24 protein-coding genes are annotated in these 21,261 nt (G+C 76.1%); 17 read left to right on the top strand and 7 right to left on the bottom strand.

Translation table 11 applies throughout. From position 1 onward, the window contains the following. Positions 1–14: 14 nt before the first annotated feature. The 6 genes from rplU to CHC04_RS16285 all read left to right on the top strand — a co-directional run bounded on the left by rplU (position 15) and on the right by CHC04_RS16285 (position 4,590). A complete protein-coding gene (rplU, locus tag CHC04_RS16310) occupies positions 15–326 on the top strand; it encodes a 50S ribosomal protein L21 (protein WP_089405053.1) in 312 nt (103 codons plus the stop codon). A gap of 7 nt (positions 327–333) precedes the next feature. Then, positions 334–591 (top strand): 50S ribosomal protein L27, encoded by a 258-nt coding sequence (rpmA, locus tag CHC04_RS16305; RefSeq protein ID WP_089404977.1) that lies wholly within the window; start codon positions 334–336, stop codon positions 589–591. A 99-nt stretch (positions 592–690) separates the two neighbouring features. Beyond that, positions 691–2,178, top strand: coding sequence for a GTPase ObgE (gene obgE, locus CHC04_RS16300; RefSeq protein WP_089404976.1), 1,488 nt, complete (start codon positions 691–693; stop codon positions 2,176–2,178). Then, a complete protein-coding gene (gene proB / locus CHC04_RS16295) occupies positions 2,175–3,311 on the top strand; it encodes a glutamate 5-kinase (RefSeq protein ID WP_089404975.1) in 1,137 nt (378 codons plus the stop codon). Before obgE ends, proB begins: the two co-directional genes overlap by 4 nt. Beyond that, a complete protein-coding gene (def, locus tag CHC04_RS16290) occupies positions 3,308–3,790 on the top strand; it encodes a peptide deformylase (RefSeq protein WP_089404974.1) in 483 nt (160 codons plus the stop codon). The genes proB and def overlap by 4 nt, the downstream gene beginning before the upstream one ends. A 17-nt stretch (positions 3,791–3,807) precedes the next feature. Beyond that, entirely contained in the window at positions 3,808–4,590 is a 783-nt protein-coding gene (locus tag CHC04_RS16285; RefSeq protein WP_089404973.1) for an isocitrate lyase/PEP mutase family protein, read from the top strand. A 34-nt stretch (positions 4,591–4,624) separates the two neighbouring features. Here the strand turns inward: CHC04_RS16285 and CHC04_RS24275 are convergent, their stop codons facing one another. The 3 genes from CHC04_RS24275 to CHC04_RS16270 are packed head-to-tail and all read right to left on the bottom strand — an operon-like array spanning position 4,625 to position 5,960. Next, positions 4,625–4,969, bottom strand: a complete 345-nt coding sequence (locus CHC04_RS24275; protein WP_089404972.1) for a hypothetical protein — start codon at positions 4,967–4,969, stop codon at positions 4,625–4,627. A 32-nt stretch (positions 4,970–5,001) separates the two neighbouring features. Continuing rightward, positions 5,002–5,307 (bottom strand): hypothetical protein, encoded by a 306-nt coding sequence (locus tag CHC04_RS16275; RefSeq protein WP_089404971.1) that lies wholly within the window; start codon positions 5,305–5,307, stop codon positions 5,002–5,004. Further along, a complete protein-coding gene (locus CHC04_RS16270) occupies positions 5,304–5,960 on the bottom strand; it encodes a maleylpyruvate isomerase family mycothiol-dependent enzyme (RefSeq protein WP_089404970.1) in 657 nt (218 codons plus the stop codon). The genes CHC04_RS16275 and CHC04_RS16270 overlap by 4 nt, the downstream gene beginning before the upstream one ends. A gap of 72 nt (positions 5,961–6,032) precedes the next feature. Between CHC04_RS16270 and CHC04_RS16260 the strand changes: the two genes are divergently transcribed. Further along, positions 6,033–6,593: a MarR family winged helix-turn-helix transcriptional regulator gene (locus CHC04_RS16260; protein WP_245817317.1), complete on the top strand. Its 561-nt coding sequence runs from the start codon at positions 6,033–6,035 to the stop codon at positions 6,591–6,593. Here the strand turns inward: CHC04_RS16260 and CHC04_RS16255 are convergent. Genes CHC04_RS16255 through CHC04_RS16240 form a run of 4 tightly spaced genes read right to left on the bottom strand, consistent with a single transcriptional unit; the run spans position 6,584 to position 9,768 of the window. Further along, on the bottom strand, positions 6,584–6,994 hold the full coding sequence (locus CHC04_RS16255) for a Fur family transcriptional regulator (protein ID WP_089404969.1): 411 nt from the start codon (positions 6,992–6,994) through the stop codon (positions 6,584–6,586). The two genes, CHC04_RS16260 and CHC04_RS16255, sit on opposite strands and share 10 nt — an antisense overlap. After that, the gene (locus CHC04_RS16250) at positions 6,991–8,013 is read right to left on the bottom strand and encodes a metal ABC transporter permease (protein WP_089404968.1); all 1,023 of its coding nucleotides are present in this window, start codon (positions 8,011–8,013) and stop codon (positions 6,991–6,993) included. The genes CHC04_RS16255 and CHC04_RS16250 overlap by 4 nt, the downstream gene beginning before the upstream one ends. Before the next feature lies 1 nt (position 8,014). Further along, on the bottom strand, positions 8,015–8,821 hold the full coding sequence (locus tag CHC04_RS16245; RefSeq protein WP_245817315.1) for a metal ABC transporter ATP-binding protein: 807 nt from the start codon (positions 8,819–8,821) through the stop codon (positions 8,015–8,017). Then, the gene (locus CHC04_RS16240) at positions 8,818–9,768 is read right to left on the bottom strand and encodes a metal ABC transporter substrate-binding protein (RefSeq protein WP_089404966.1); all 951 of its coding nucleotides are present in this window, start codon (positions 9,766–9,768) and stop codon (positions 8,818–8,820) included. Before CHC04_RS16240 ends, CHC04_RS16245 begins: the two co-directional genes overlap by 4 nt. Positions 9,769–9,833: 65 nt before the next feature. Between CHC04_RS16240 and CHC04_RS16235 the strand changes: the two genes are divergently transcribed. The 10 genes from CHC04_RS16235 to CHC04_RS16190 all read left to right on the top strand — a co-directional run bounded on the left by CHC04_RS16235 (position 9,834) and on the right by CHC04_RS16190 (position 21,254). Further along, positions 9,834–11,087 (top strand): glutamate-5-semialdehyde dehydrogenase, encoded by a 1,254-nt coding sequence (locus CHC04_RS16235; RefSeq protein ID WP_089404965.1) that lies wholly within the window; start codon positions 9,834–9,836, stop codon positions 11,085–11,087. Positions 11,088–11,111: 24 nt separating this feature from the next. Then, entirely contained in the window at positions 11,112–11,999 is an 888-nt protein-coding gene (locus tag CHC04_RS16230; RefSeq protein ID WP_089404964.1) for an AAA family ATPase, read from the top strand. Continuing rightward, positions 11,999–13,453: a vWA domain-containing protein gene (locus CHC04_RS16225; RefSeq protein ID WP_089404963.1), complete on the top strand. Its 1,455-nt coding sequence runs from the start codon at positions 11,999–12,001 to the stop codon at positions 13,451–13,453. Before CHC04_RS16230 ends, CHC04_RS16225 begins: the two co-directional genes overlap by 1 nt. A gap of 125 nt (positions 13,454–13,578) precedes the next feature. Further along, positions 13,579–14,262, top strand: a complete 684-nt coding sequence (nadD, locus tag CHC04_RS16220) for a nicotinate-nucleotide adenylyltransferase (RefSeq protein ID WP_245817313.1) — start codon at positions 13,579–13,581, stop codon at positions 14,260–14,262. After that, on the top strand, positions 14,259–14,843 hold the full coding sequence (gene rsfS, locus CHC04_RS25030) for a ribosome silencing factor (protein ID WP_176450039.1): 585 nt from the start codon (positions 14,259–14,261) through the stop codon (positions 14,841–14,843). Before nadD ends, rsfS begins: the two co-directional genes overlap by 4 nt. After that, entirely contained in the window at positions 14,840–15,580 is a 741-nt protein-coding gene (locus tag CHC04_RS16210) for a histidine phosphatase family protein (protein ID WP_089404962.1), read from the top strand. Before rsfS ends, CHC04_RS16210 begins: the two co-directional genes overlap by 4 nt. Before the next feature lie 82 nt (positions 15,581–15,662). Further along, positions 15,663–16,565: a DegV family protein gene (locus tag CHC04_RS16205; RefSeq protein ID WP_089404961.1), complete on the top strand. Its 903-nt coding sequence runs from the start codon at positions 15,663–15,665 to the stop codon at positions 16,563–16,565. A 138-nt stretch (positions 16,566–16,703) separates the two neighbouring features. Further along, the gene (locus CHC04_RS16200) at positions 16,704–17,522 is read left to right on the top strand and encodes a ComEA family DNA-binding protein (RefSeq protein ID WP_089404960.1); all 819 of its coding nucleotides are present in this window, start codon (positions 16,704–16,706) and stop codon (positions 17,520–17,522) included. Beyond that, a complete protein-coding gene (locus tag CHC04_RS16195) occupies positions 17,519–19,846 on the top strand; it encodes a ComEC/Rec2 family competence protein (RefSeq protein WP_089404959.1) in 2,328 nt (775 codons plus the stop codon). The genes CHC04_RS16200 and CHC04_RS16195 overlap by 4 nt, the downstream gene beginning before the upstream one ends. A 58-nt stretch (positions 19,847–19,904) precedes the next feature. Beyond that, the gene (locus CHC04_RS16190) at positions 19,905–21,254 is read left to right on the top strand and encodes an ABC transporter substrate-binding protein (RefSeq protein WP_217897403.1); all 1,350 of its coding nucleotides are present in this window, start codon (positions 19,905–19,907) and stop codon (positions 21,252–21,254) included. The last annotated feature ends 7 nt before the right edge of the window (positions 21,255–21,261 follow it).

Genomic DNA, 21,261 nt, shown 5'->3' with positions numbered 1-21,261 from the left:
CGAGGAGTTCAGTGGTGTACGCAGTCGTGAAGGCCGGTGGCCGGCAGCACAAGGTGGCCGTGGGCGACCGGTTCACGGTCAACCGTCTCGCGGGTGAGGCGGGCGACACCGTCACCCTCCCGGCCCTGCTCCTGGTCGACGGCGACACCGTCACCAGCGACGCGCAGGCGCTGGCCGGCGTGACCGTGACCGGCGAGATCGTCGGCCACGGCAAGGGCCCGAAGATCCGCATCCACAAGTTCAAGAACAAGACGGGCTACCACAAGCGTCAGGGCCACCGTCAGCCGCTGACCGACGTGGTCGTCCGCGACATCACGAAGGGCTGACGACGACATGGCACACAAGAAGGGCGCCTCGTCCTCCCGTAACGGCCGCGACTCGAACGCCCAGCGCCTCGGCGTCAAGCGCTTCGGCGGCCAGGTCGTCAAGGCCGGCGAGATCATCGTGCGCCAGCGCGGCACCCACTTCCACCCGGGTCTCGGGGTGGGCCGCGGCGGCGACGACACGCTGTTCGCGCTGCAGCCCGGCGCGGTCACCTTCGGCACCCGGCGTGGTCGCAAGACGGTCTCCGTCACGACCGTGGACGCCTGAGCCCGCAGGGCTCTCCCCAGAACACCCCGCGACGAGCGCACGGGCCGGCCGGCCCGTGCGCTCGTGGCGTTCCCGAGGCAGTGAGCAGGTAGAGCAGACATGGCCGCGTTCGTCGACCGCGTCGTCGTGCACGTCGCCGCGGGCAACGGCGGTCACGGCGTCGCGTCCGTGCACCGCGAGAAGTACAAGCCCCTCGGTGGCCCCGACGGCGGCAACGGCGGCAACGGCGGTGACGTCGTCCTCGAGGTGGACCCCAACGTCCACACCCTCCTGGACTTCCACCACCGCCCGCACCAGAAGGCCGGCAACGGCCGCCCCGGCGCCGGCAGCCACCGCAACGGCGCCAACGGCGAGGACCGGGTGCTGCGGGTCCCCGAGGGCACCGTCGTCAGCACCCCCGACGGCGAGGTGATCGCCGACCTCGTCGGCGCCGGCACCCGGGTCGTGCTCGCCCAGGGCGGCAAGGGCGGGCTGGGCAACGCCGCACTGGCCAACCCCCGCCGCAAGGCGCCCGGCTTCGCGCTGCTCGGGGAGCCGGGGGAGGCCCTCGACGCCGTCCTCGAGCTCAAGAGCATCGCCGACGTCGGCCTGGTCGGCTTCCCCTCGGCGGGCAAGTCCTCGCTGATCGCGGCCATGTCGGCGGCGCGGCCGAAGATCGCCGACTACCCGTTCACCACGCTGGTGCCCAACCTCGGCGTCGTCCGGGCCGGCGACACCGTGTTCACCATGGCCGACGTCCCCGGGCTCATCCCCGGCGCGTCCGAGGGCCGCGGGCTGGGCCTGGAGTTCCTCCGCCACATCGAGCGCTGCGCGGTGCTGGTGCACGTCGTCGACACCGCCACGCTCGAGCCCGGCCGCGACCCCGAGAGCGACATCGAGGCGCTGCAGCACGAGCTGGCGCAGTACCGCGAGGACCTCGTCGGCCGGCTGCGCGTCGCCGTCCTCAACAAGATCGACGTGCCCGACGGCCGCGAGCTGGTCGACCTCGTGCGCCCGGCCCTCGAGGAGCGCGGCCTGCAGGTGTTCCCGGTCAGCGCCGCCACCGGCGAGGGGCTGGCCGCGCTCGGCTACGCGCTCGCCGCCGCCGTCGAGGAGCACCGGGCCGCCCTGCCGGAGCCCGAGCCGGCCCGCGTGACCGTCGTGCCGCGCGCGGTCGACGACTCCGGGTTCACCGTCACCGCCGACCCCGACGACGAGGGGACCTTCGTCGTCCGCGGCGTCAAGCCCGAGCGCTGGGTGCGGCAGACCGACTTCAGCAACGACGAGGCCGTCGGCTTCCTCGCCGACCGGCTCAACCGGCTCGGCGTGGAGGACGAGCTCACCCGCCTCGGCGCGCAGGAGGGCGACACCGTCGTCATCGGCGACGTCGCCTTCGACTTCCAGCCCAGCCTGCCCGCCGGCACGCCGCTGGCGGAGGAGACCGCCGGCCTGGGCGGCCGCGGCACCGACAGCCGCATCGACGCCCCGCACCGTGTGCGGGCCGCCGAGCGGCTGGCGGCCAAGAAGGCCCGCCGGGTGCCCTACGAGATGACCGAGACCTGGGCCGACGAGGACCTGCCCGCGGACCCCCGGGACGACGACGCGTGACCGTCCGCCCGGAGATCGCCGGCGCCGGCCGCGTGGTGGTGAAGGTCGGCTCCTCGTCGCTGACCACGCTGCCCGGCGGCCTGGACCCGGCCCGGCTGACCGCGCTGGTCGACGTCCTGGCCGCGGTGCGCGCGTCGGGCCGCGAGGTGGTCCTGGTGTCCTCCGGCGCGATCGCGGCCGGCCTGGCGCCGCTGGGCGTCGAGGGCCGCCCGCGCGACCTCGCCACCGCCCAGGCCGCCGCCAGCGTCGGGCAGCTGCGCCTGGTGCAGACCTACGCCGACGCCTTCGACCGGCACGGCATCGTCGTCGGGCAGGTGCTGCTCACCGCCGACGACCTCACCCGCCGCGGCCACTACCGCAACGCCCGCCAGACGCTGGAGCGGCTGCTCACGCTCGGCGTGCTCCCGATCGTCAACGAGAACGACACCGTCGCCACCGAGGAGATCCGCTTCGGCGACAACGACCGGCTCGCGGCGCTGGTGGCGCACGTGGCCGCCGCCGACGCGCTGGTCCTGCTCTCCGACGTCGACGGCGTCTACGACGGCGACCCGCGCACCGGCCCGGCGCGGCTGCTCGACCGGGTGGCCGGCCCGGCCGACCTCGCCGCGGTCACCCTCGGCACCGCCCGGCGCAACGGCGTGGGCACCGGCGGCATGGCGACCAAGGTCGAGGCGGCGTTCATCGCCTCCGGCGCCGGCGTGCCCGTCGTCGTCACCTCGACGCCGCGGGCGGCCGCGGCGCTGGCGGGGGAGCGGGTGGGCACGCTGTTCACCCCCACCGGCCGCCGTCCCTCCGGGCGGCAGTTCTGGCTGCGCTACGCCAGCCGGCCGCGCGGGCGGCTGGTCCTCGACGAGGGCGCGGTGCGCGCGGTGCGCGAGCGGTCGGCGTCGCTGCTGGCCGCCGGCATCACGGGCGTGGACGGCGACTTCCTCGCCGACGACCCGGTGGAGCTGGTCGGGCCCGACGGCGCCGTCGTCGCCCGCGGGCTGGTCGCCTACGACGCCCGGGAGCTGCCCGCGCTGCTCGGCCGGCGCACTCCCGACCTCGACCCCGAGTACCGCCGCGAGGTGGTCCACCGCGACGAGATGGTGCTGGTGGGACGCCCGCGGACGGCTGCGAGACTGCCCGGGTGACCATCCGCCCCATCCGCGAGCTCGGTGACCCCGTGCTCCGCACGCCCGCCGACGAGGTGCGGGCCTTCGACAAGGAACTCGCCGCCCTGGTGCGCGACCTCGAGGAGACCGTCGACCACCCCGGCCGCGCCGGGCTGGCGGCCCCGCAGATCGGGGTGAGCGCCCGGGTGTTCAGCTACCACGTCGACGGCGAGATCGGTCACCTGGTCAACCCGCGGATCGTGGAGCTGTCGGAGGAGGTCCAGGACGGCGACGAGGGCTGCCTGTCCATCCCCGGCATCTGGGCACCGACCGTGCGGGCGATGCACGCCGTCGCCGAGGGGTTCGACGTGCACGGCGAGCCGCTGCGGCTGTCGGGCTCGGGCCTCATGGCGCGCTGCCTGCAGCACGAGGTCGACCACCTCGACGGGAAGGTCTTCCTCGACCGGCTCACCGGCGAGGCCCGCAAGAGCGCCCTGCGCGCCCTGCGGTCCCGCTGAGCCGTACGGTCGCCCCCGTGACCGATCTCGCCACCCGCGCCCGGACCCTGCTCGACCTGCACACCGCCCCGGAGATCCTCGTCCTCACCAACGTGTGGGACGTGGTCTCCGCCCAGGTGGTGGCCGCCACCGACGGCGTGCGCGCGCTCGCGACCGCCAGCCACGGGATCGCGTCGACCTTCGGCTACGAGGACGGCGAGAACATCCCGCTCGACCTGCACCTGGACATGGTCGGGCGGATCGCCGCCGCGGTGGACCTGCCGGTGAGCATGGACATGGAGGCCGGCTACGGCGACGCCGGCGAGACCGCCCGCCGGGCCATCGAGAAGGGCGTGGTCGGCGGCAACCTCGAGGACCAGATGAAGCCGCTCGACGACGCCGTGGCCGCCGTCGAGGCCGTGGTGCGGGCCGGCCGCGATGCCGGCATCGACTTCGTGCTCAACGCCCGCACCGACGCCCTGCTGCGGGCCGGCGCCGGCGCCGACCGCGCGCAGCTGCTCGACGAGGTCGTCCGGCGCGGCCGGGCGTTCCTCGAGGCCGGCGCGCCGGTCGTGTTCGTGCCCGGCCTGGTGGCCCGCGAGGAGATCGAGGCGGTCGTCGAGGGGCTGGGCCGCAACCGACTGACGCTGATCAGCGTGCCCGGCGCGTCGCTGCCGGCCCGCGAGATGCAGGAGCTCGGCGTCGCCCGCGTCTCCACCGGCCCGTTCACCCAGCGCGTGGCGCTCACCGCGCTGCAGGACGCCGTCGTCGAGATGGTCGGCGGCGGCGTCCTGCCGCCCGGCACCCGCGCGCTGAACTGACGGAGGACCCCGTGCGCAGGGCCGTCCCGGCGGGTCAGCGGGCCGTCACGCCGGCCGGGACCACCACCCCGCCGGCCGGGACCACCAGGCCGCGGACCTCGAACGGGGTCCCCTGCTCGGGCGGGTGCGGCCGGCCCGCCAGGACCTCGTCGACCAGCGGCCCGACGACCTCGCGGCCGTAGCGGTCGTACTGCTCCCGGGAGTCCCACACCTCGACCACCCGCAGCCCGTCGGCGGTCGGCCAGGCCAGGTGGACCAGCCGGCCGTCGAAGGCCCCACCGGTGCGCTCCAGCAGCAGCCGGTGCACCGTGTCGTACAGCTCCACCAGGTCGTACGGCTCCGCCGGTGGCGACACGTCCTCGATCACCGCCCACGTCATCGCGTCCTCCTCGTCGAGCGGGGACGTGGGCGTCAGACGGCGACGCCGGCCCGCGGCAGCACGAGGCCGCGGACCTCGAACTCGGTGACCACCGAGGGCGGCGGTGCCTGACCTCCCAGCACCTCCGCGGACACCGGCCCGACCACCTCCCGGATCCCGCGCTCGTAGGCCTCGCGGGACTCCCACACGTCGATCACCTGGAAGCCGCCCGCGGTGGGCCGGGCCAGGTGCAGCAGCAGGCCGTCGACGGCCGGGCCCATCCGCTCGAGCATCGCCGCGTGCACCGCGTCGTAGGCCTCCACGGGTGCGGACACGTCCGTGATCACGCCCAGGGTCATGTCGTCCTCCTCGAGTCCTCCCGGCGGCCCTTCGCCGCCGGCAGCCTGTGCACGCCCTCGCCGGAGAGCCAGTGGAGCGTGGCGGTGCGTCCGGTGACCAGCAGCAGCAGGTCACCGGTGGTGCCCTCGACCGGTGCGCCCTCGCCCAGCACGAGGTCGCTGTCGGTGGCCCGCAGCTGCAGGCCGGCCAGTCGCCTCCGCACCCCGAACGGGAAGCTCAGGTCCCAGGCCCGCCTGGCCGACACGGCTGCGGGCACCGGCGGGACGGGCCGCTCGCGACCCAGCGGGATCGCGACGTCCTGCCCGTGCACGAGCACGTCGGTGAGCGGCTCGATCGGGCTGACGAACGGCACCCGCCGCCGGGAGCCGAGCATCGCCCGGATCCGCCGGCCGTACTCGGCGTGGGGCAGCGGGCCGACGCGCAGCGCCGAGTCACGGATCATCCGGTCGAAGCTGCCGCCGGCCCGGATCGCCGGCACGATCGCCTCCCGCAGGCGCGCCTGCGAGAAGGTCAGGTGTGCGGCGACGTCGCGCACCCGCCAGGCGTCGCACAGGGACGGTGTCTCCCACTCGGCCGGCGACAGGTCGTCGAACAGGTCGGCCAGGCTCGAGCGCTGGGCGTCGATGGTGCGCCACACGTCGTCGAGGTCCACGACGGCCCCCTCGGAGTTGGTAAGATGGTCTGACCATTCAGTCAGAACATCTGACCAACGTCAAGGGGTGCCGTGAGCGGGAGCGACGGGGTCGGGCAGGACGGGGACCGCCGGGGTCGCCGGGACCCGGACCACCAGGACCCGGACCACCAGGACCCGGACCACCAGGACCCGGACCACCAGGACCCGGACCACCAGGACCCGGACCACCAGAACTTGGCCCTGCTGTGCTTCTACCCGTCCCGGGCGATGGAGGCCCGGCTGCTCGCGACACTGGCGGCCGAGGGCGTCGGCGACATCACGATCGCCCAGGCCCGCATCGCCGCCCGGATCGGCCCCTCCGGCACCCGGTTGACCGACCTGGCGGCGCAGGCGCTGGTCACCAAGCAGACCGCCGGCCACCTGGTCGACCAGCTCGAGCGCGGCGGCTTCGTCCGCCGCGTCCCCGACCCCACCGACGCCCGCGCCCGGTTGGTGCAGATCGCCGAGCGCGGCTGGGAGATGGTGGCCATCGCCCGCCGGGTGGAGGCCGAGGTCGAGGCCGAGTGGACGGCCCACCTGGGGGAGGAGACCACGGCGCAGCTGCGCGCGGCGCTCACCCGGCTGCGCGAGGTGACCGACCCCTACCGCTGAGCGGGAGTGCAGCGGCCGCAGGTGCCGAAGACCTCCAGCTGGTGCTGCACGTCGGCGAAGCCGTGCTCGGCGGCCACCCGTGCGGCCCAGCGCTCCACCGGCGGGTCGGCGACCTCCACGGTGAGCCCGCAGGACCGGCACACCAGGTGGTGGTGGTGCACCGGCGAGCACCGCCGGTAGGCCGCCTCGCCGTCCTCGCCGCGCAGCACGTCGACCAGGCCGTCGTCGACCAGCGCCTGCAGCGCGCGGTAGACGGTGGCCAGCCCGACGGCGTCGCCGCGCTCGCGCAGCAGGGCGTGCAGGTCCTGCGCGGTGCGGAAGCCGTCGAGCTGGTCGAGCAGGGTCAGCACCGCCGTCCGCTGCCGCGTCTGCCGGCGGACCGGGACCTCGGGGGCGCTCACGGCCGCTCCGTCCCCACCGGCGGCGTCGCCGCGTGGTCGCTGTGCTCGTCGTAGTGCGTCCCGGTGCCGGTCCGGTGCGGCGCGTGCAGGTGCCCGTCGTGGTCGTAGTCGACGTGGTCGCCGTGCGGCACCGCCCGGTGGCCGCACCCCTCGCCGTGCTCGTGGGGGTGGGCGGCGTGCACCTCGACCCGGCGGACGTGCCGCCGCCGCGCCGTCGCCTCGCGCAGCGCGGCCGCGGCGGTGACCACGAGGAACAGCGCGATGGCCAGCAGCACGATCGTGCCCCCCGAGGGGGTGCCGGTGTAGTAGGAGCCGGCGGTGCCCGAGACGCTGACGACGACGCCGATCGCGCAGGCCAGGTACAGCGTGCTGCGGAAGCTGCGCCCGACGAGCTGGGCGATGGCGCTGGGCAGGATCATCAGCGCGCTGATCAGCAGCAGGCCGACCACCCGCATCGAGAGCACGACCGTCGAGGCGACCAGCACGGCCAGGACGACGTTGAGCGCCAGCACCGGCAGGCCGACGGCGCGGGCGTACTCCTCGTCGTCGCTCACCGCGTACAGCCGCTGCCCGAGCAGCCACACGACGGCCAGCACGACCACGGTGATGGCCGCGAAGACGGCGACGTCGGCGCCGGTCGTCGTGGTGATGGCGCCGAAGAGGTAGGCGTCGAGGTTGGTCGCCTGCCCGCGCGGGGCCAGCGACAGCAGCACGACGCCGCCGGCGATGCCGCCGTAGAACAGGACGGCGAGCGCGACGTCGCCGCTGGTCCGGCCGCGGGCGCGGACGAGCTCGATGAGCACCGCGCCGAGCACGGCGGCGACCAGCGCCGTCCCCACCGGCGCGGTGGAGGTGAGCACGCCGACGGCGACGCCGGTGAGCGCGACGTGCCCCAGCCCGTCACCGAGCAGCGACAGCCGCCGTTGCACCAGGAAGACCCCGACGGCGGGTGCGGCCAGGCCGACCATCAGCGAGGCCAGCAGCGCCCGCTGCATGAACCCGTACTCGAGCAGCTCCACGTCAGCGGCTCCCGTCGCGTACGCGGACCGCGTCGGGGGCCGGCCGCGGCTGGTCCAGCCGGTACCCGCGCACCGGCGGGGCGGCGGCCCCGGCGGGGTGGTGGCAGTCGGCGCCGGCCACCGGCCCGACCGCGGCGAGCGGGCCGTCGAAGGTGAGGCGCCCGGAGTCGACGACGACCGCGCGCATGAGCACGCCCGACAGTGGCCCGGTCTCGTGGGTCACGACGAGCAGCGTCGTGCCGGCCGCCGACACCCGCGCCAGCACGGCGGCCAGTGCGGCCTGGCTGGCCGCGTCGACCCCGGCGGTGGGCTCGTCCATGACCAGCAGCTCCGGCTCGGCGGCCAGCGCGCGGGCCACGAGCACCCGCCGCTGCTGGCCGCCGGAGAGTGCGGCCACCGGGTCCTCGAGCCGGTCGGCGAGGCCCACGGCGTCGACCGCCTCGGCGACCGCGGCCCGGTCGCGCGGGCCGGGGCGCCGGAACAGCCCCAGCCGGGGCAGCCGGCCCACGCCCACCACCTCGCGGACCGTGGCCGGCATCGCGCCGCTGACGGTGTGCCGTTGGGGGACGTAGCCGATGCGGCCGTGCTCGCGCTGCCGGCCGACCGGGGCGCCGAGCACCTCGACGGTGCCCCCGAGGACGGTGGCCAGGCCGAGCAGGCCGCGGGAGAGCGTCGTCTTGCCCGAGCCGTTGGAGCCGAGCACCGCGACCGCCTCGCCGCGCCGCACCGTCAGGTCGGCGTCGCGGACGATCGCGACGTCGCCGTAGCCGATGGTGGCGCCGGCCAGCCGGAGCGCGAGGTCGGTCACGCGCAGCCCTGCCCCTCCTGCAGAGTGGCCAGGTCGGCCCGCATGACCTCGAGGTAGTCGTCACCGGCCGACTCGTCGGTCAGGCCCTCGATCGGGTCGAGGACGGCGGTCTGCACACCGGCCTCCTCGGCGACGGTCTCGGCGACGGCGGGGTCGGCGAGGGTCTCGGTGTAGACGGTCGTCACGCCGCGCTCGCGGACCAGCGTAGAGATCTCGGCCAGCTGCTCGGGGGTGGGCTCGGCCGAGGGGCTCAGCCCGCTGACGCCGACCACCTCCAGCCCGTAGCGGTCGGCGAGGTAGCCGAAGGCGTCGTGGCCGGTGACCAGCGTGGTGACCGCGCAGTCGGCGAGCCCCTCCTGCATCTCGGCGTCGAGGCTCTCGAGGTCGCCGCGCAGCGCCTCGGCGTTCGCGCGGTAGGTGTCCGCCCCGTCGGGGTCGACCTCGGCGAGCCGGTCGGCCAGCGCGTCGCCGACGTCGGCCAGGCGGGTCGGGTCGAGCCAGAAGTGGGGGTCGGCGACCTCCCCGTCCTCCTCGCCGTGCGCTGCGTGCTCCTCCTCGCTCTCGCCCTCGTGCTCGTGCGCCTCGGTCGTGAGCGACAGGTCGGCGGCCTGCCCGGCGTCCCAGGCGGCGTCGCCGGCCTGGGTGACGGCGTCGTCGAGCGCGGGCTGGAAGCCCTCGAGGTAGACGACGAGGTCGGCCTCGCTCAGCGCGGCGACGTCCTGCGGAGTGAGTTCGAGGTCGTGCGGCTCGGCGCCCGGCGGGGTGAGCGAGGCGACGTCGACCCGGTCACCGCCGACCCGCTCGGCCGCCCACTGCAGCGGGTAGAAGGCGGCCTGCACCCGGACGCCGTCGGCCGCGGCGGCCTCGTCCCCGCCGGAGGAGCCGCAGGCGGCGAGCAGCAGGGCGGTCGCGGCGGCGGCGGCGACTCGGGCCGCGGTCCTGGTCATGAGAACCATTCTCACACGGGTCGGGACGTGCCCGGGCGGGAGGGGCGGCGCGTACCCTCCGGGGCGTGTCCGACGTCGTCGAGCTGCCGCTGATCGGGGCCGCCGTCCTGCGCGCCCGCGCCGCCGCCCGGGTGCTGCGGACGCTGCCCACCGATGTCAAGGACGCCGCGCTCGCGGCGATGGCCGACGCGCTGGTCGAGCGCACCGACGAGGTGCTGGCCGCCAACGCGCTCGACGTCGAGGCCGCGGCGGCCGAGGGGACCCCGGCGTCGGTCCTCGACCGGCTGCGGCTGGACGCCCCGCGGGTGGCCGGCGTCGCCGCCGCGCTGCGCGAGCTGGTCGCCCTGCCCGACCCGGTGGGCGACGTCGTCCGCGGCTCCCGGCTGCCCAACGGGCTGGAGCTGCGGCAGGTCCGGGTGCCCTTCGGCGTGGTCGGCATCGTCTACGAGGCGCGGCCGAACGTGACCGTCGACGCCGCGGGACTGTGCCTCAAGAGCGGCAACGCGGCGCTGCTGCGCGGGTCGGCCTCGGCGTACCGCACCAACACCGCGCTGGTCGCGGTGCTGTCGGAGGCGGCGCAGAAGGCCGGCCTGCCGGAGGGCTCGGTCGAGCTGCTGCCGGCCGACCGCGCCTCGGTGGGCGAGCTGCTGCGCGCCCGCGGGCACGTCGACCTCGTCATCCCGCGCGGCGGCGCCTCGCTCATCCAGCGGGTGGTGCGCGAGGCGCAGGTGCCGGTGATCGAGACCGGCGTCGGCAACTGCCACGTCTACGTCGACGCCTCCGCCGACCCGGCCACCGCCGAGGCGGTCGTGCTCAACTCCAAGACCCACCGGGTGAGCGTCTGCAACTCCGCCGAGACGCTGCTGGTGCACCGCGACGTGCCGTTCCTGCCGCGGCTGCTCAGCGCGCTGGCCGACGCCGGGGTCACGCTGCACGGCGACGACGCCGCCCGCGCCGCGCACGACGCCGTCGTCCCGGCCACCGACGAGGACTGGGCCACCGAGTACCTGTCGATGGACATGGCGGTGCGGGTCGTCGACGACCTGCCGGCCGCCCTCGACCACGTCGCGCGGTGGGGGAGCGGGCACACCGAGGCGATCGTCGCCGACTCGGCCTCGGCGATCACCGCGTTCACCGCCGGGGTCGACGCCGCCGCCGTCATGGTCAACGCCTCCACGCGGTTCACCGACGGCGGCGAGTTCGGTTTCGGTGCCGAGATCGGCATCTCCACGCAGAAGCTGCACGCGCGCGGTCCGCTGGGCCTGCCCGAGCTGACCAGCACCACCTACGTCGTCACCGGCAGCGGCCACACCCGCTGACCCGTGCCCTCCCCGAGGAGCCCCATGCCCCGCCCCCCGACGCAGTCGCCGCAGTTCTCCTCCGTCGCCGACGTGGGCAAGCGGCTGTCGACGGCCGGGTACCTGCCCGACGAGCGGATCGCGACGACGGTCTTCCTCGCCGACCGGCTGGGCAAGCCGCTGCTGGTCGAGGGGCCCGCGGGCACCGGCAAGACCGAGCTGGCCAAGGCGCTGGCCGCGGCGACGGGGTCGGAGCTGATCCGGCTGCAGTGCTACGAGGGTCTCGACGAGGCGCGGGCGCTCTACGAGTGGAACTACAAGAAGCAGCTGCTGCGCATCCAGGCGGCGCAGGGCGGCGACGGCGCGGACTGGGACACCGTCCACGACGACATCTTCGGCGAGGAGTTCCTGCTCTCCCGGCCGCTGCTGACCGCCATCCGGCGCAGCGAGCCCACCGTGTTGCTCATCGACGAGACCGACAAGGCCGACGTCGAGGTCGAGGGCCTGCTGCTGGAGGTGCTCAGCGACTTCCAGGTCACCATCCCCGAGCTCGGCACGGTGACCGCCACCCGGCGGCCCACGGTGGTGCTGACCTCCAACGCCACCCGCGAGCTGTCCGAGGCGCTCAAGCGGCGCTGCCTGTACCTGTCGCTGGACTACCCCTCGGCCGAGCGGGAGCGGGAGATCGTGCTCTCGCGGGTGCCCGACCTGGCGCCGGGCCTGGCCGAGCAGCTGGTGCGCACCATCCGGGCCCTGCGGGCGATGGAGCTGAAGAAGTCGCCGTCGATCTCCGAGACCCTCGACTGGGCGCAGACGCTGCTGGAGCTGGGCCTCGACACCCTCGACGAGACCGCGGTCCGCTCGACGCTGGGCGTGGTGCTCAAGCACGCCAGCGACCAGGACCGCGCCGCCGCCGAGCTGCGGCTCAACTGATGTCCGCACCGTCGCCCGCGGGGCCGGCCGCCGGACCGGTCGCCCCCGGCGGGCTGGCCGGGCACCTCGACGGCTTCGTGCGCGCGGTGCGCGAGGCCGGCATCCCGGTCGGGATCAGCCAGGCCGTCGACGCCGCCGAGATCCTCACCGTCGTCGACCTGCTCGAGCGCGAGCAGCTGCGGCACGGGCTGGCGGCGGTGCTGCTGCAGCGCGCCTCGCAGCGCCCCGCCTACGACGTGCTGTTCGACCTGTGGTGGCCGCTGTCGGACCGCCCGGTCACGTCCGGCGGGGACCCCGAGGCCGACCCCGAGGAGGACGACGGCGTCAGCCTGGACCTGCCCGAGGGGCACGGCGACCAGCGGGACCTCTCCGACCGGATGCGCGCCGAGCTGGCCCGCCTGCTGCTCGAGGGCGACGACGAGGCGCTGCGCCGCTTCGCCCGCCGGGCGGTCGACCAGCTCGGGCGGGCGCCGGCCTCGCCGTCGGGGCAGTCGTACTTCGGCTACCGGGTGATGCGGGCGCTCTCGCCGGACACGCTGGTCGCGCAGCTGCTGGCCGGCCTGCTGGGGGACAGCGGCCGCGGCGGGCTGGCCGAGCAGGTCGCCCGGCAGACCGTGCGCGAGCGGCTGGCCGCCTTCCGGGCCGCGGTCGACGCGGAGGTGCGCCGGCGCAGCGCGGCGGAGCGGGGCCGGGAGCGGGTGGCGAAGAGCGCCGTGCGGCCGCTCGCCGAGCAGGTCGACTTCCTGCGGGCGCAGCAGGCCGACCTCGCCGAGCTGCGGCGGGCGGTGGCGCCGCTGGCCCGGCGGCTGGCGGTGCGGCTGTCGGCGCGGCGGCGGATGGGCCGCGAGGGCCGGCTGGACTTCCGCCGGACGGTGCGCGCGTCGCTCGGCACCGGCGGGGTGCCGGTGGTGACCCACCACCGGCCGCGGAAGGTGCACAAGCCCGAGCTGGTCGTGCTCTGCGACGTCAGCGGCTCGGTGGCCGGGTTCAGCCACTTCACGCTGATGCTCACCCAGGCGCTGCGCGAGCACTTCTCCGGCGTGCGCGCGTTCGCCTTCGTCGACGCCACCGACGAGGTGACCCGCTTCTTCCGCCCAGGTGCCGACGTCGCCGGCGCCATCGCGCGCATCGGGCGGGAGGCCGACGTCGTCGCCTTCGACGGGCACAGCGACTACGGCAACGCCCTGGAGGTGTTCGCCGACCGCTGGCCGACCGCCGTCGGGCCGAAGACGTCGCTGCTCGTGCTCGGCGACGGGCGGACCAACTACCGCCAGCCGGGCCTGCCGGTGCTGACCGACCTGGTCCGCCGCGCCCGCTCGGCGCACTGGCTCAACCCCGAGCCGCGCCGGCTGTGGGGCAGCGGTGACTCGGCGGCCGACCGGTACGGCGAGGTCGTCGACATGGTCGAGTGCCGCAACGCCACCCAGCTCGCCGACTTCGTGACCACCCTCTGAGCTCGGCACCACCCTCTGATCGAGGACCCCTCGCCCCCCACCACTCGCAGGCTCGCGGCGGGTCCCTGCGAGGGAGCCGTTCCGTCGCGTCACCGGCCCGGACGGGGGCCGGTTAGGCTCGGTCGGTGACCGGGACCCGGATCGGCGTGATGGGCGGGACGTTCGATCCCATCCACCACGGCCACCTGGTGGCCGCCAGCGAGGTGGCCGGCCTGTTCGGGCTCGACGAGGTCGTGTTCGTCCCCACCGGCCAGCCCTGGCAGAAGACCGAGCGCGCGGTCAGTCCCGCCGAGGACCGCTACCTGATGACCGTCATCGCCACCGCCTCCAACCCGCGGTTCACCGTCAGCCGCGTCGACGTCGACCGCGAGGGCCCGACCTACACGATCGACACGCTCACCGACCTGCACCGGCAGCGCCCGGATGCCGAGCTGTTCTTCATCACCGGCGCCGACGCGCTCGCGCAGATCCTCACCTGGCGCGACAGCGAGCGGTTCCTGCGGCTGGCGCACTTCGTCGGGGTCACCCGTCCCGGGTTCACCCTGGCCGACGGGCACCTGCCCGAGGGGGCCGTCAGCCTCGTCGAGGTCCCGGCGCTGGCGATCAGCTCCACCGACTGCCGCGACCGCGTGGCCCGCGGCATGCCGGTCTGGTACCTCGTGCCCGACGGGGTCGTCCAGTACATCGAGAAGCGCGGCCTCTACCGCTCGGGGCCGGTGCCCCGCCGTCCGGGTGCCCCGCGCTCCGACCGGCCGGCCGCCGGCCCGTCCGACCCCCCGTCGACCGCCCTCCAGGAGGTGCCCCGATGACCGCCTCGGCCGAGGCGCGGGAGACCGCGCTGCTCGCGGCCCAGGCCGCAGCCGACAAGCTCGCCACCGACGTGTCGATCGTCGACGTCAGCGACCGGCTGGCGATCACCGACGCCTTCGTGCTGGCCTCCGCGCCCAACGAGCGCCAGGTGCAGTCGATCGTCGACGAGGTGGAGGAGCGGCTGCGGGGGCGCGGGATCAAGCCGGTGCGGCGCGAGGGCGTCGCGGAGGCCCGCTGGGTGCTGCTCGACTTCGTCGACGTCGTCGTGCACGTCCAGCACGCCGAGGAGCGCGCCTACTACGCCCTCGAGCGGCTGTGGAAGGACTGCCCGACCATCCCGTTCGTCGACCGGGCCCTCCCGTCCGGCGACGGCGCCTCGGCCGCGACCCTGTCGGCGGACGACGTCGACCCGGCCGGCGCCGGCTCCGTGCTGCTGGCCCCCGACCCGGACGAGCCGGCATCCGGCGCAGGCGGTACGACCACCGACGAGGACCTGCTCGACGACGACGTGCTCGAGGGCGACCCGCTGGTCGGCGGGGCCGCGGCTGAGCCCGGGAACCCGGACGCGACCGGCCGGTGACGGCCGCCCTCCCAGCCGACCTGCCCGACCTGCCCGTTCCGCGCCTGGTCGTGTGGCGGCACGGCCGGACGGAGTGGAACGCCACCGGCCGCTTCCAGGGGCAGCTGGACCCGCCGCTGGACGCCGAGGGCCGGGCCCAGGCGGTCCGCACGGCGCCGCACCTGGTCGCCGGCGGGCTGCACCCCGGCTCGACCGTCGTCGTCTCCAGCGACCTCGTCCGCGCCGCCGACACCGCCGCCGCGCTGACCGCGCTGCTCGGCGTCCCGCTGCGGCTCGACGAGCGCCTGCGCGAGCACGGGCTGGGCCGCTGGGAGGGGCTGACCCGGGACGAGGTGGCCGACCGGTTCCCCGACCAGTTCGCCGACTGGGCCGCCGGCCGGCCGGTGCGCGGTCGTGGCGGCGAGGAGAACGCGGCCGTCGTCGCCCGGGCCCTGGCCGCCCTCGCCGACCTCCCGGCGGCCGACGTCGCCGTGGTGGTCACCCACGGGGGGACCGCCGGGCGGCTGATGGAGGCGCTGCTCGGACTCGGGCCGCAGCACCGGCGGGTGTTCGGCCCGCTGGCCAACTGCGGCTGGAGCGAGCTCGTCCGGCAGGGGGAGCGGTGGCGGCTCGTCCGGCACAACTGCGCCGTCACCGTCGTCCCGGCGGCGGACGGGCACGCCCGAGGCGCCGTGCTCGACGCCGGCGCCACGCCGGAGGGCGCACCCCCGGCCCAGGACGCCGACGCGCTGTCGTGACCGACGTGCGTTTCCGGCACCCGGGCGCGGCAGCCGGCGGCACCCCGGGGGACCCGCCGCGGGCTGCGGCTAGCCTCGGCTGATGCCCGTCGCCGTGGTCACCGACTCCACGGCCTACCTGCCGCCCGAGGTGGTCGCGCAGTACGGCATCGAGGTGGTGCCCTGCTACGTCGTCCTCGCCGGACGCTCCGGGCGCGAGGGCGAGGACGTGACCCCCGGGGACGTGGCCCGCGCGCTGGCCGTCCGCGGGCAGCGGGTGTCGACCTCCCGGCCCACGCCGGGGGACTTCGTCGCCGCCTACCGCCGGCGCCTGGCGGCCGGCGCCGACCGGGTCGTCTCGGTCCACCTCTCGGCCGACCTCTCCGGCACCTGGGACGCCGCCCGCCTGGCCGCCGCGCAGGTCGGCGAGCACGTGGTGACGGTCGTCGACACCCGCTCGACGGCCATGGGCACCGGCTTCGCCGTCCTCGCCGCCGCGCGTGCCGCCGCAGCCGGAGCCGACGCCGCCGAGGTCGCTGCGGTCGCCAACACCGCCGCGGCGCGGACCCGCACGCTGTTCGTCGTCGACACCCTCGAGCACCTGCGCCGCGGTGGCCGGATCGGCTCGGCCGCCTCCCTGCTCGGCACGGCGCTGTCGATCAAGCCGGTGCTGCACGTGGCCGATGGCCGGGTCGTCCCGCTGGAGCGGGTCCGCACCACCACCCGCGCGATCAGCCGCATGGTGCAGCGGGCCGCCGAGGCGGCCGGCGGCCCGGGCGCCTCCGTCGCGGTGCACCACCTGGCCGCCGCCGACCGCGCCGAGAAGCTGGCCGCCCAACTCCGCGAGGCGATCCCCGGCATGCGGGAGCTGCACGTCAGCGAGCTGGGTGCGGTCATCGGCGCGCACGTCGGCCCGGGCGCGGTGGGCGTCGTCGTGGCGCCCGCGGAACAGCCGGCGGACACGCCAGAGGAGACCGCTCCGGACGCGGAGCGCCCGGAGGACTGAACGCAGGGAGGCGGTCACCGGTGCAGCGTGCACCCGGCCGCCGCCCCTCCCGCCCGGCCCGTCCACAGGCGGGGAGGCCGTCCACAGGCCCCCGCGCGGCGGTCCGCGGCAGGCCGCCGCCTGCCTACCGTCCGCCGCGTGCGCCTGACCTCACGCCGTGACGACCCCGACGTCATCCGTGCCCGTCTGCGGGTGCTGCTGGCCGAGGGCCGGCGGTCCGGCTGGCTCCCCGACGACGAGTCCCCTCGCGATCCCCTCGACGCCGGACCCCACCCCGTCGACGACCAGCCGGACCTCGACGACGCGCTCCCCGGCGCGCTGGGCCGCCACCGCGCACCGGCGCGGACGGTGCGCGTCGACCCCGGGCGGCGGGGCAGCCGGGCGCTGTGGGTGGCCGGCCTGCTGGCCGGCCTGGCGGTGGCGGGGTGGACCTGGCTCGACCGGCCGCGCGTGGAACCGGCACCGCCGGCCGTGACCTCCGCGGCCGCGCCGGCCTCGCCGTCGGCGGAGGAGGCCGCCGGGGCGCAGCCGACCGTCGTCGTCTCCGTGGTCGGCCTGGTCGCCCGGCCCGGCCTCGTCACCCTGCCCGAGGGGGCGCGCGTGGCCGACGCGGTCGCCGCGGCCGGCGGACTGCTGCCCGAGGCCGACCCCGCGTCGGTCAACCTGGCCGCGGTCGTGGCCGACGGCCAGCAGATCGCCGTCGGCGTGCCCGGCGCCGTACCGGCAGACCCCGCCACCGCTCCCGCGCAGGGCGGAGCACCGGCCGGGCCGCTGGACCTCAACGCCGCCACCGCCGCCGACCTCGACGCCCTGCCCGGCATCGGCCCCGTGCTGGCCGAGCGGATCATCGCCCACCGCGAGGACCACGGCCGCTTCACCAGCGTCGAGCAGCTCGACGACGTCCCGGGCATCGGCCCGGCGATCTACGCCGAGCTGGCCGACCTGGTGCGCGTGTGACCGGCACCCGGCCGGACCGCTGGACCTGGCTGGACCTCCGCCTGGTTCCCGTCGCCGCCGCCGTCTGGCTGGTCACCCTCGCCGCGGTCGCCGTGCCGCCGGTCGTACCGGCCGCCGTCGCGGCCGCAGCCGTGCTCGCCGGGCTGATCGTGTCCCGCCGACGGCACCGCGCCGGGGCGCTCGTCGTCCTCGCGGTGCTCGCCGCGGTGGCCACCGCGGCCGGGGTCGCGGCCGTGCGCGGCGCCGCGCGGGCCGCCTCGCCGCTGGCCGGCGCCGCGGGGGAGCGCTCGGTGACCGTCCTGCTGGAGGTCGATGGCGACCCCCGGCGGGTGGGGAGTGCGGCGGCGCCGCGCCTGGTCCTCGACGCCACGGTCACCGCCGTCGACGACGACCGCCGCACGGTCCACCTGAGCGCCGCCGTCGTGGTCTTCGCGCCCGAGGACGGCTGGGCCGACGTGGTCCCCGGACAGCGGCTCCGGGCGCGGGTCGCCGTCACCGCGGCCCCGGCCTCCGACGGCGTCGTCGCCCGGCTGTCGGCCCGGGGACCTCCGGAGCCGGTCGGCGAGGCGCCCTGGGTGCAGCGCCTGGCCGGTGGGCTGCGCGACGGGCTGTCCGGCTCGGCGGCCCGCGTCCTCGACGCCCCGGATGCCGGCCTGCTGCCCGGCCTGGTGGTCGGGGACACCCGGGAGATGGACCCGGTCCTCACCGAGGACTTCCGGCTGGCCGGGCTGTCCCACCTCACCGCCGTGTCGGGCGCCAACGTGGCGATCGTGCTGGCCGGGGTGCTCGCGCCGCTGCGGCGCCGGGCGGTCGACCGCCGGGTGCAGGCGCTGGTCGCCCTCGTCGCGCTCGCCGGGTTCGTGGTGCTGGCGCGGCCGACGGCCAGCGTCGTCCGGGCGGCGGCGATGGGCGGGGTGGGCCTGCTGGCGCTCGCCTCCGGCCGCTCCCGCGTGGCGGTGCCCGCGCTCGCCGCCGCGGTGACGGTCCTGCTGCTGCTCGACCCCCGCCTGGCGCGGGACGCCGGCTTCGCCCTGTCGGTCACCGCGACGGCGGCCATGGTCCTGCTGTCGCCCGGCTGGTCCCGGGCGCTGCAGCGCCGCCGGTGGCCCGGCGTCCTCGCCGACGCGGTGGCCGTCGCCGCGGCCGCCGGTGTGGCCACCGCGCCGCTGGTCGCGGGGTTGTCCGGCCTGGTCAGTCCCGTGTCCCTGCCGGCCAACCTGCTCGCCGCCCCGGCCGTGGCGCCCGCGACGGTGCTCGGCCTGCTCGCCGCCCTCGTCGGGGCGGTGGTGCCGCCCGCCGGTGACGTCCTCGTGTGGGTCGCCGGCTGGCCGGTGCGGTGGCTGGTGGCCGTCGCGCGGACGGCGGCCGCCCTGCCCGACGGGGCGACCGGCTGGCCGGCCGGCACCCGCGGGGCCCTGCTGCTCACCGCCGTCGTGCTGGTCGCCGGGCTGGTGCTGTGCCGGTACCGGCGGCTGCGCGCCCTGGCCCTCGCCGTCCTCCTCGGCCTGGTGGTCCTCGGCTGGCCACTGCGCCAGGTGACCGGCGGCTGGCCACCCGCCGGCGCCGTGATCGTGGCGTGCGACGTGGGCCAGGGCGACGCGCTCGTGGTGCCCACCGGCCCGGGGGAGGGCCTCCTGGTCGACGCCGGACCCGAGGTCGGGCCGGTCGACCGCTGCCTGGACGGGCTGGGCATCGACACGCTCCCGCTGGTGCTGCTCTCCCACCTCGACGCCGACCACGCCGGCGGGCTGGCCGGGGCGCTGGCCGGGCGGGCGGTCGGGACGGTGGCCACCGGCACGCTGTCCCCGGCCGACGACCGCCGGCCCGCCCTCGACCGGCTGGCCGCCCGGTCCGGCGCCCGGCGCGAGACGCTCGTCCCGGGCGACGTGCGGACCGTCGGCGGGGCGACGCTCGAGGTCCTCGCCCCACCACCGGAGATCGCGACCGCGGCCGCCGAGCCCAACGACCTGTCCCTCGTGGTCCGGCTCACCCACCGGGGCCTGCGGGTCCTGCTCACCGGGGACCTGGGCGCGGCCGCCGAGGCGCGGGTCCTCGACCGCGGGGTCGACCTGCGCGCCGACGTCCTCAAGGTCCCCCACCACGGCAGCGGCGACGCCGATCCGGCGTTCCTGGCGGCCACCGGCGCCCGGGTGGCGCTGGTCTCGGTCGGCGCGGACAACCCCTACGGACACCCGGCGCCGAGCCTGCTCTCCGTACTCTCTCGGTCCGGAATGCGGGTGCACCGCACGGACCAACAGGGCGACCTCGCCGTCGTCGGTGACGACGGCGGCTGGGGTGTGGCCGGACGCGGCCCGTCTCCTTGACGTCACTACAGCGAAACAGTCACCCTCTGCCGGACCCCCCAATGACGAGGAGTTTTCTGTGAAGCACCAGCGCCGCCTGATGGTGGCCGCGATGACCCTGCCCATGCTCGCCCTGGCTGCGTGCGGCGGAGGCGGGGACGAGGAGACGGCGGCAGGTGGAGGCGGGGGCGGCTCCACCGACTGCGCTGCGTCCGACGGCGAGGTCACGCTGAACTTCGTGACCTGGGTGCCGGGCATGGACCAGGTCGTGGACATGTGGAACCAGGAGAACCCCGACATCCAGGTCGAGGTGGAGACCACCCCGGCCGGCAACGCCGGTACCTACAGCAACCTGTTCAACGGGCTCGAGGCCGGCACCGCACCCGACCTCAGCCAGATCGAGTACGACTCGTTGTCGAGCTTCCGGCTGCAGGACGGGCTGCAGGACATAAGCGCCTGCGAGGGCGTCTCGGAGGCCTCGGGCGACTTCGTCGACTGGACCTGGTCGCAGGTGCAGCTCGGCGACGACGGCGTCTACGCGATCCCGCAGGACACCGGTCCCATGGCGCTGTTCTACCGCGAGGACCTCTTCCAGCAGGCCGGCATCACCGAGCCGCCGACCACCTGGGAGCAGTACTACGAGGCCGCCAAGCAGCTCAAGCAGGCCACCGGCGCCTACATCACCCACTTCCCGCAGGGCGACGCGAACTGGTTCACCGGCCTGCTGTGGCAGCGCGGGGCCAGTCTCTTCGAGCTCGACGGCGACCAGGTGCAGGTCAACGTCGACAGCCCGGAGGCGCAGGAGGTCGCCGACTACTGGCAGCGGATGATCGACGAGGACCTCGTCGCCACCAACCTGCAGGGCTTCTCGCCCGACCTCTACGCCGCGTGGAACTCCGGCCAGGTCGCCAGCTGGCCGTCCGCGGCCTGGGGCTACTCGACCATCCGGGACAACGCGGCCAGCACCGCGGGGCTGTGGCGGGTCGCTCCCATGCCGCAGTGGTCCGAGGGTGACGAGGCCGCCGGCAACTGGGGCGGGTCGACCACCGCCGTCCTCTCCGGCACCGAGCACCCGGCCGAGGCGGCCCAGTTCGCGCTGTGGCTCAACACCGACCCCGAGGCGCTGGCCATGGCCAACGAGCTCGGTGGCCTCTTCCCGGCGGCCAACGCCGGCTCGGAGCTGCCCGCCCTGCAGGAGGGCGTCGAGTTCTACGGCGGCCAGGAGATCTTCTCGATCTTCACCGAGGCGTCGAGCCAGGTCGACACCGACTTCACCTGGGGTCCGACCATGACCGACACCTACACGGCCATGAGCGACGGCTTCACCGCCGCCCTCAACGGTCAGGGCACGCTCTCCGAGGCGCTGACCGACGCCCAGGCCGCGTCGGTGGAGTCGCTGGAGAGCCAGGGCGTCCAGGTCGCGGACTGACCTCGCA

This window comes from Geodermatophilus saharensis, assembly GCF_900188205.1.
Classification (GTDB): Bacteria; Actinomycetota; Actinomycetes; order Mycobacteriales; family Geodermatophilaceae; genus Geodermatophilus; species Geodermatophilus saharensis.
The sequence above is the reverse complement of the archived record's forward strand: the minus strand, read 5'-3'. Positions and strand labels throughout refer to the sequence as shown.

Bases quoted from the DNA above. Each gene is read 5' to 3' on its own strand.
- obgE (WP_089404976.1), top strand. From the start codon at position 691: ATGGCCGCGTTCGTCGACCGCGTCGTCGTGCACGTCGCCGCGGGCAAC.
- CHC04_RS16230 (WP_089404964.1), top strand. From the start codon at position 11,112: ATGCCCCGCCCCCCGACGCAGTCGCCGCAGTTCTCCTCCGTCGCCGAC.
- CHC04_RS16240 (WP_089404966.1), bottom strand. From the start codon at position 9,768: ATGACCAGGACCGCGGCCCGAGTCGCCGCCGCCGCCGCGACCGCCCTG.
- rsfS (WP_176450039.1), top strand. From the start codon at position 14,259: ATGACCGCCTCGGCCGAGGCGCGGGAGACCGCGCTGCTCGCGGCCCAG.
- rpmA (WP_089404977.1), top strand. From the start codon at position 334: ATGGCACACAAGAAGGGCGCCTCGTCCTCCCGTAACGGCCGCGACTCG.
- CHC04_RS16275 (WP_089404971.1), bottom strand. From the start codon at position 5,307: ATGACCCTGGGCGTGATCACGGACGTGTCCGCACCCGTGGAGGCCTAC.
- CHC04_RS24275 (WP_089404972.1), bottom strand. From the start codon at position 4,969: ATGACGTGGGCGGTGATCGAGGACGTGTCGCCACCGGCGGAGCCGTAC.
- CHC04_RS16225 (WP_089404963.1), top strand. From the start codon at position 11,999: ATGTCCGCACCGTCGCCCGCGGGGCCGGCCGCCGGACCGGTCGCCCCC.
- CHC04_RS16205 (WP_089404961.1), top strand. From the start codon at position 15,663: ATGCCCGTCGCCGTGGTCACCGACTCCACGGCCTACCTGCCGCCCGAG.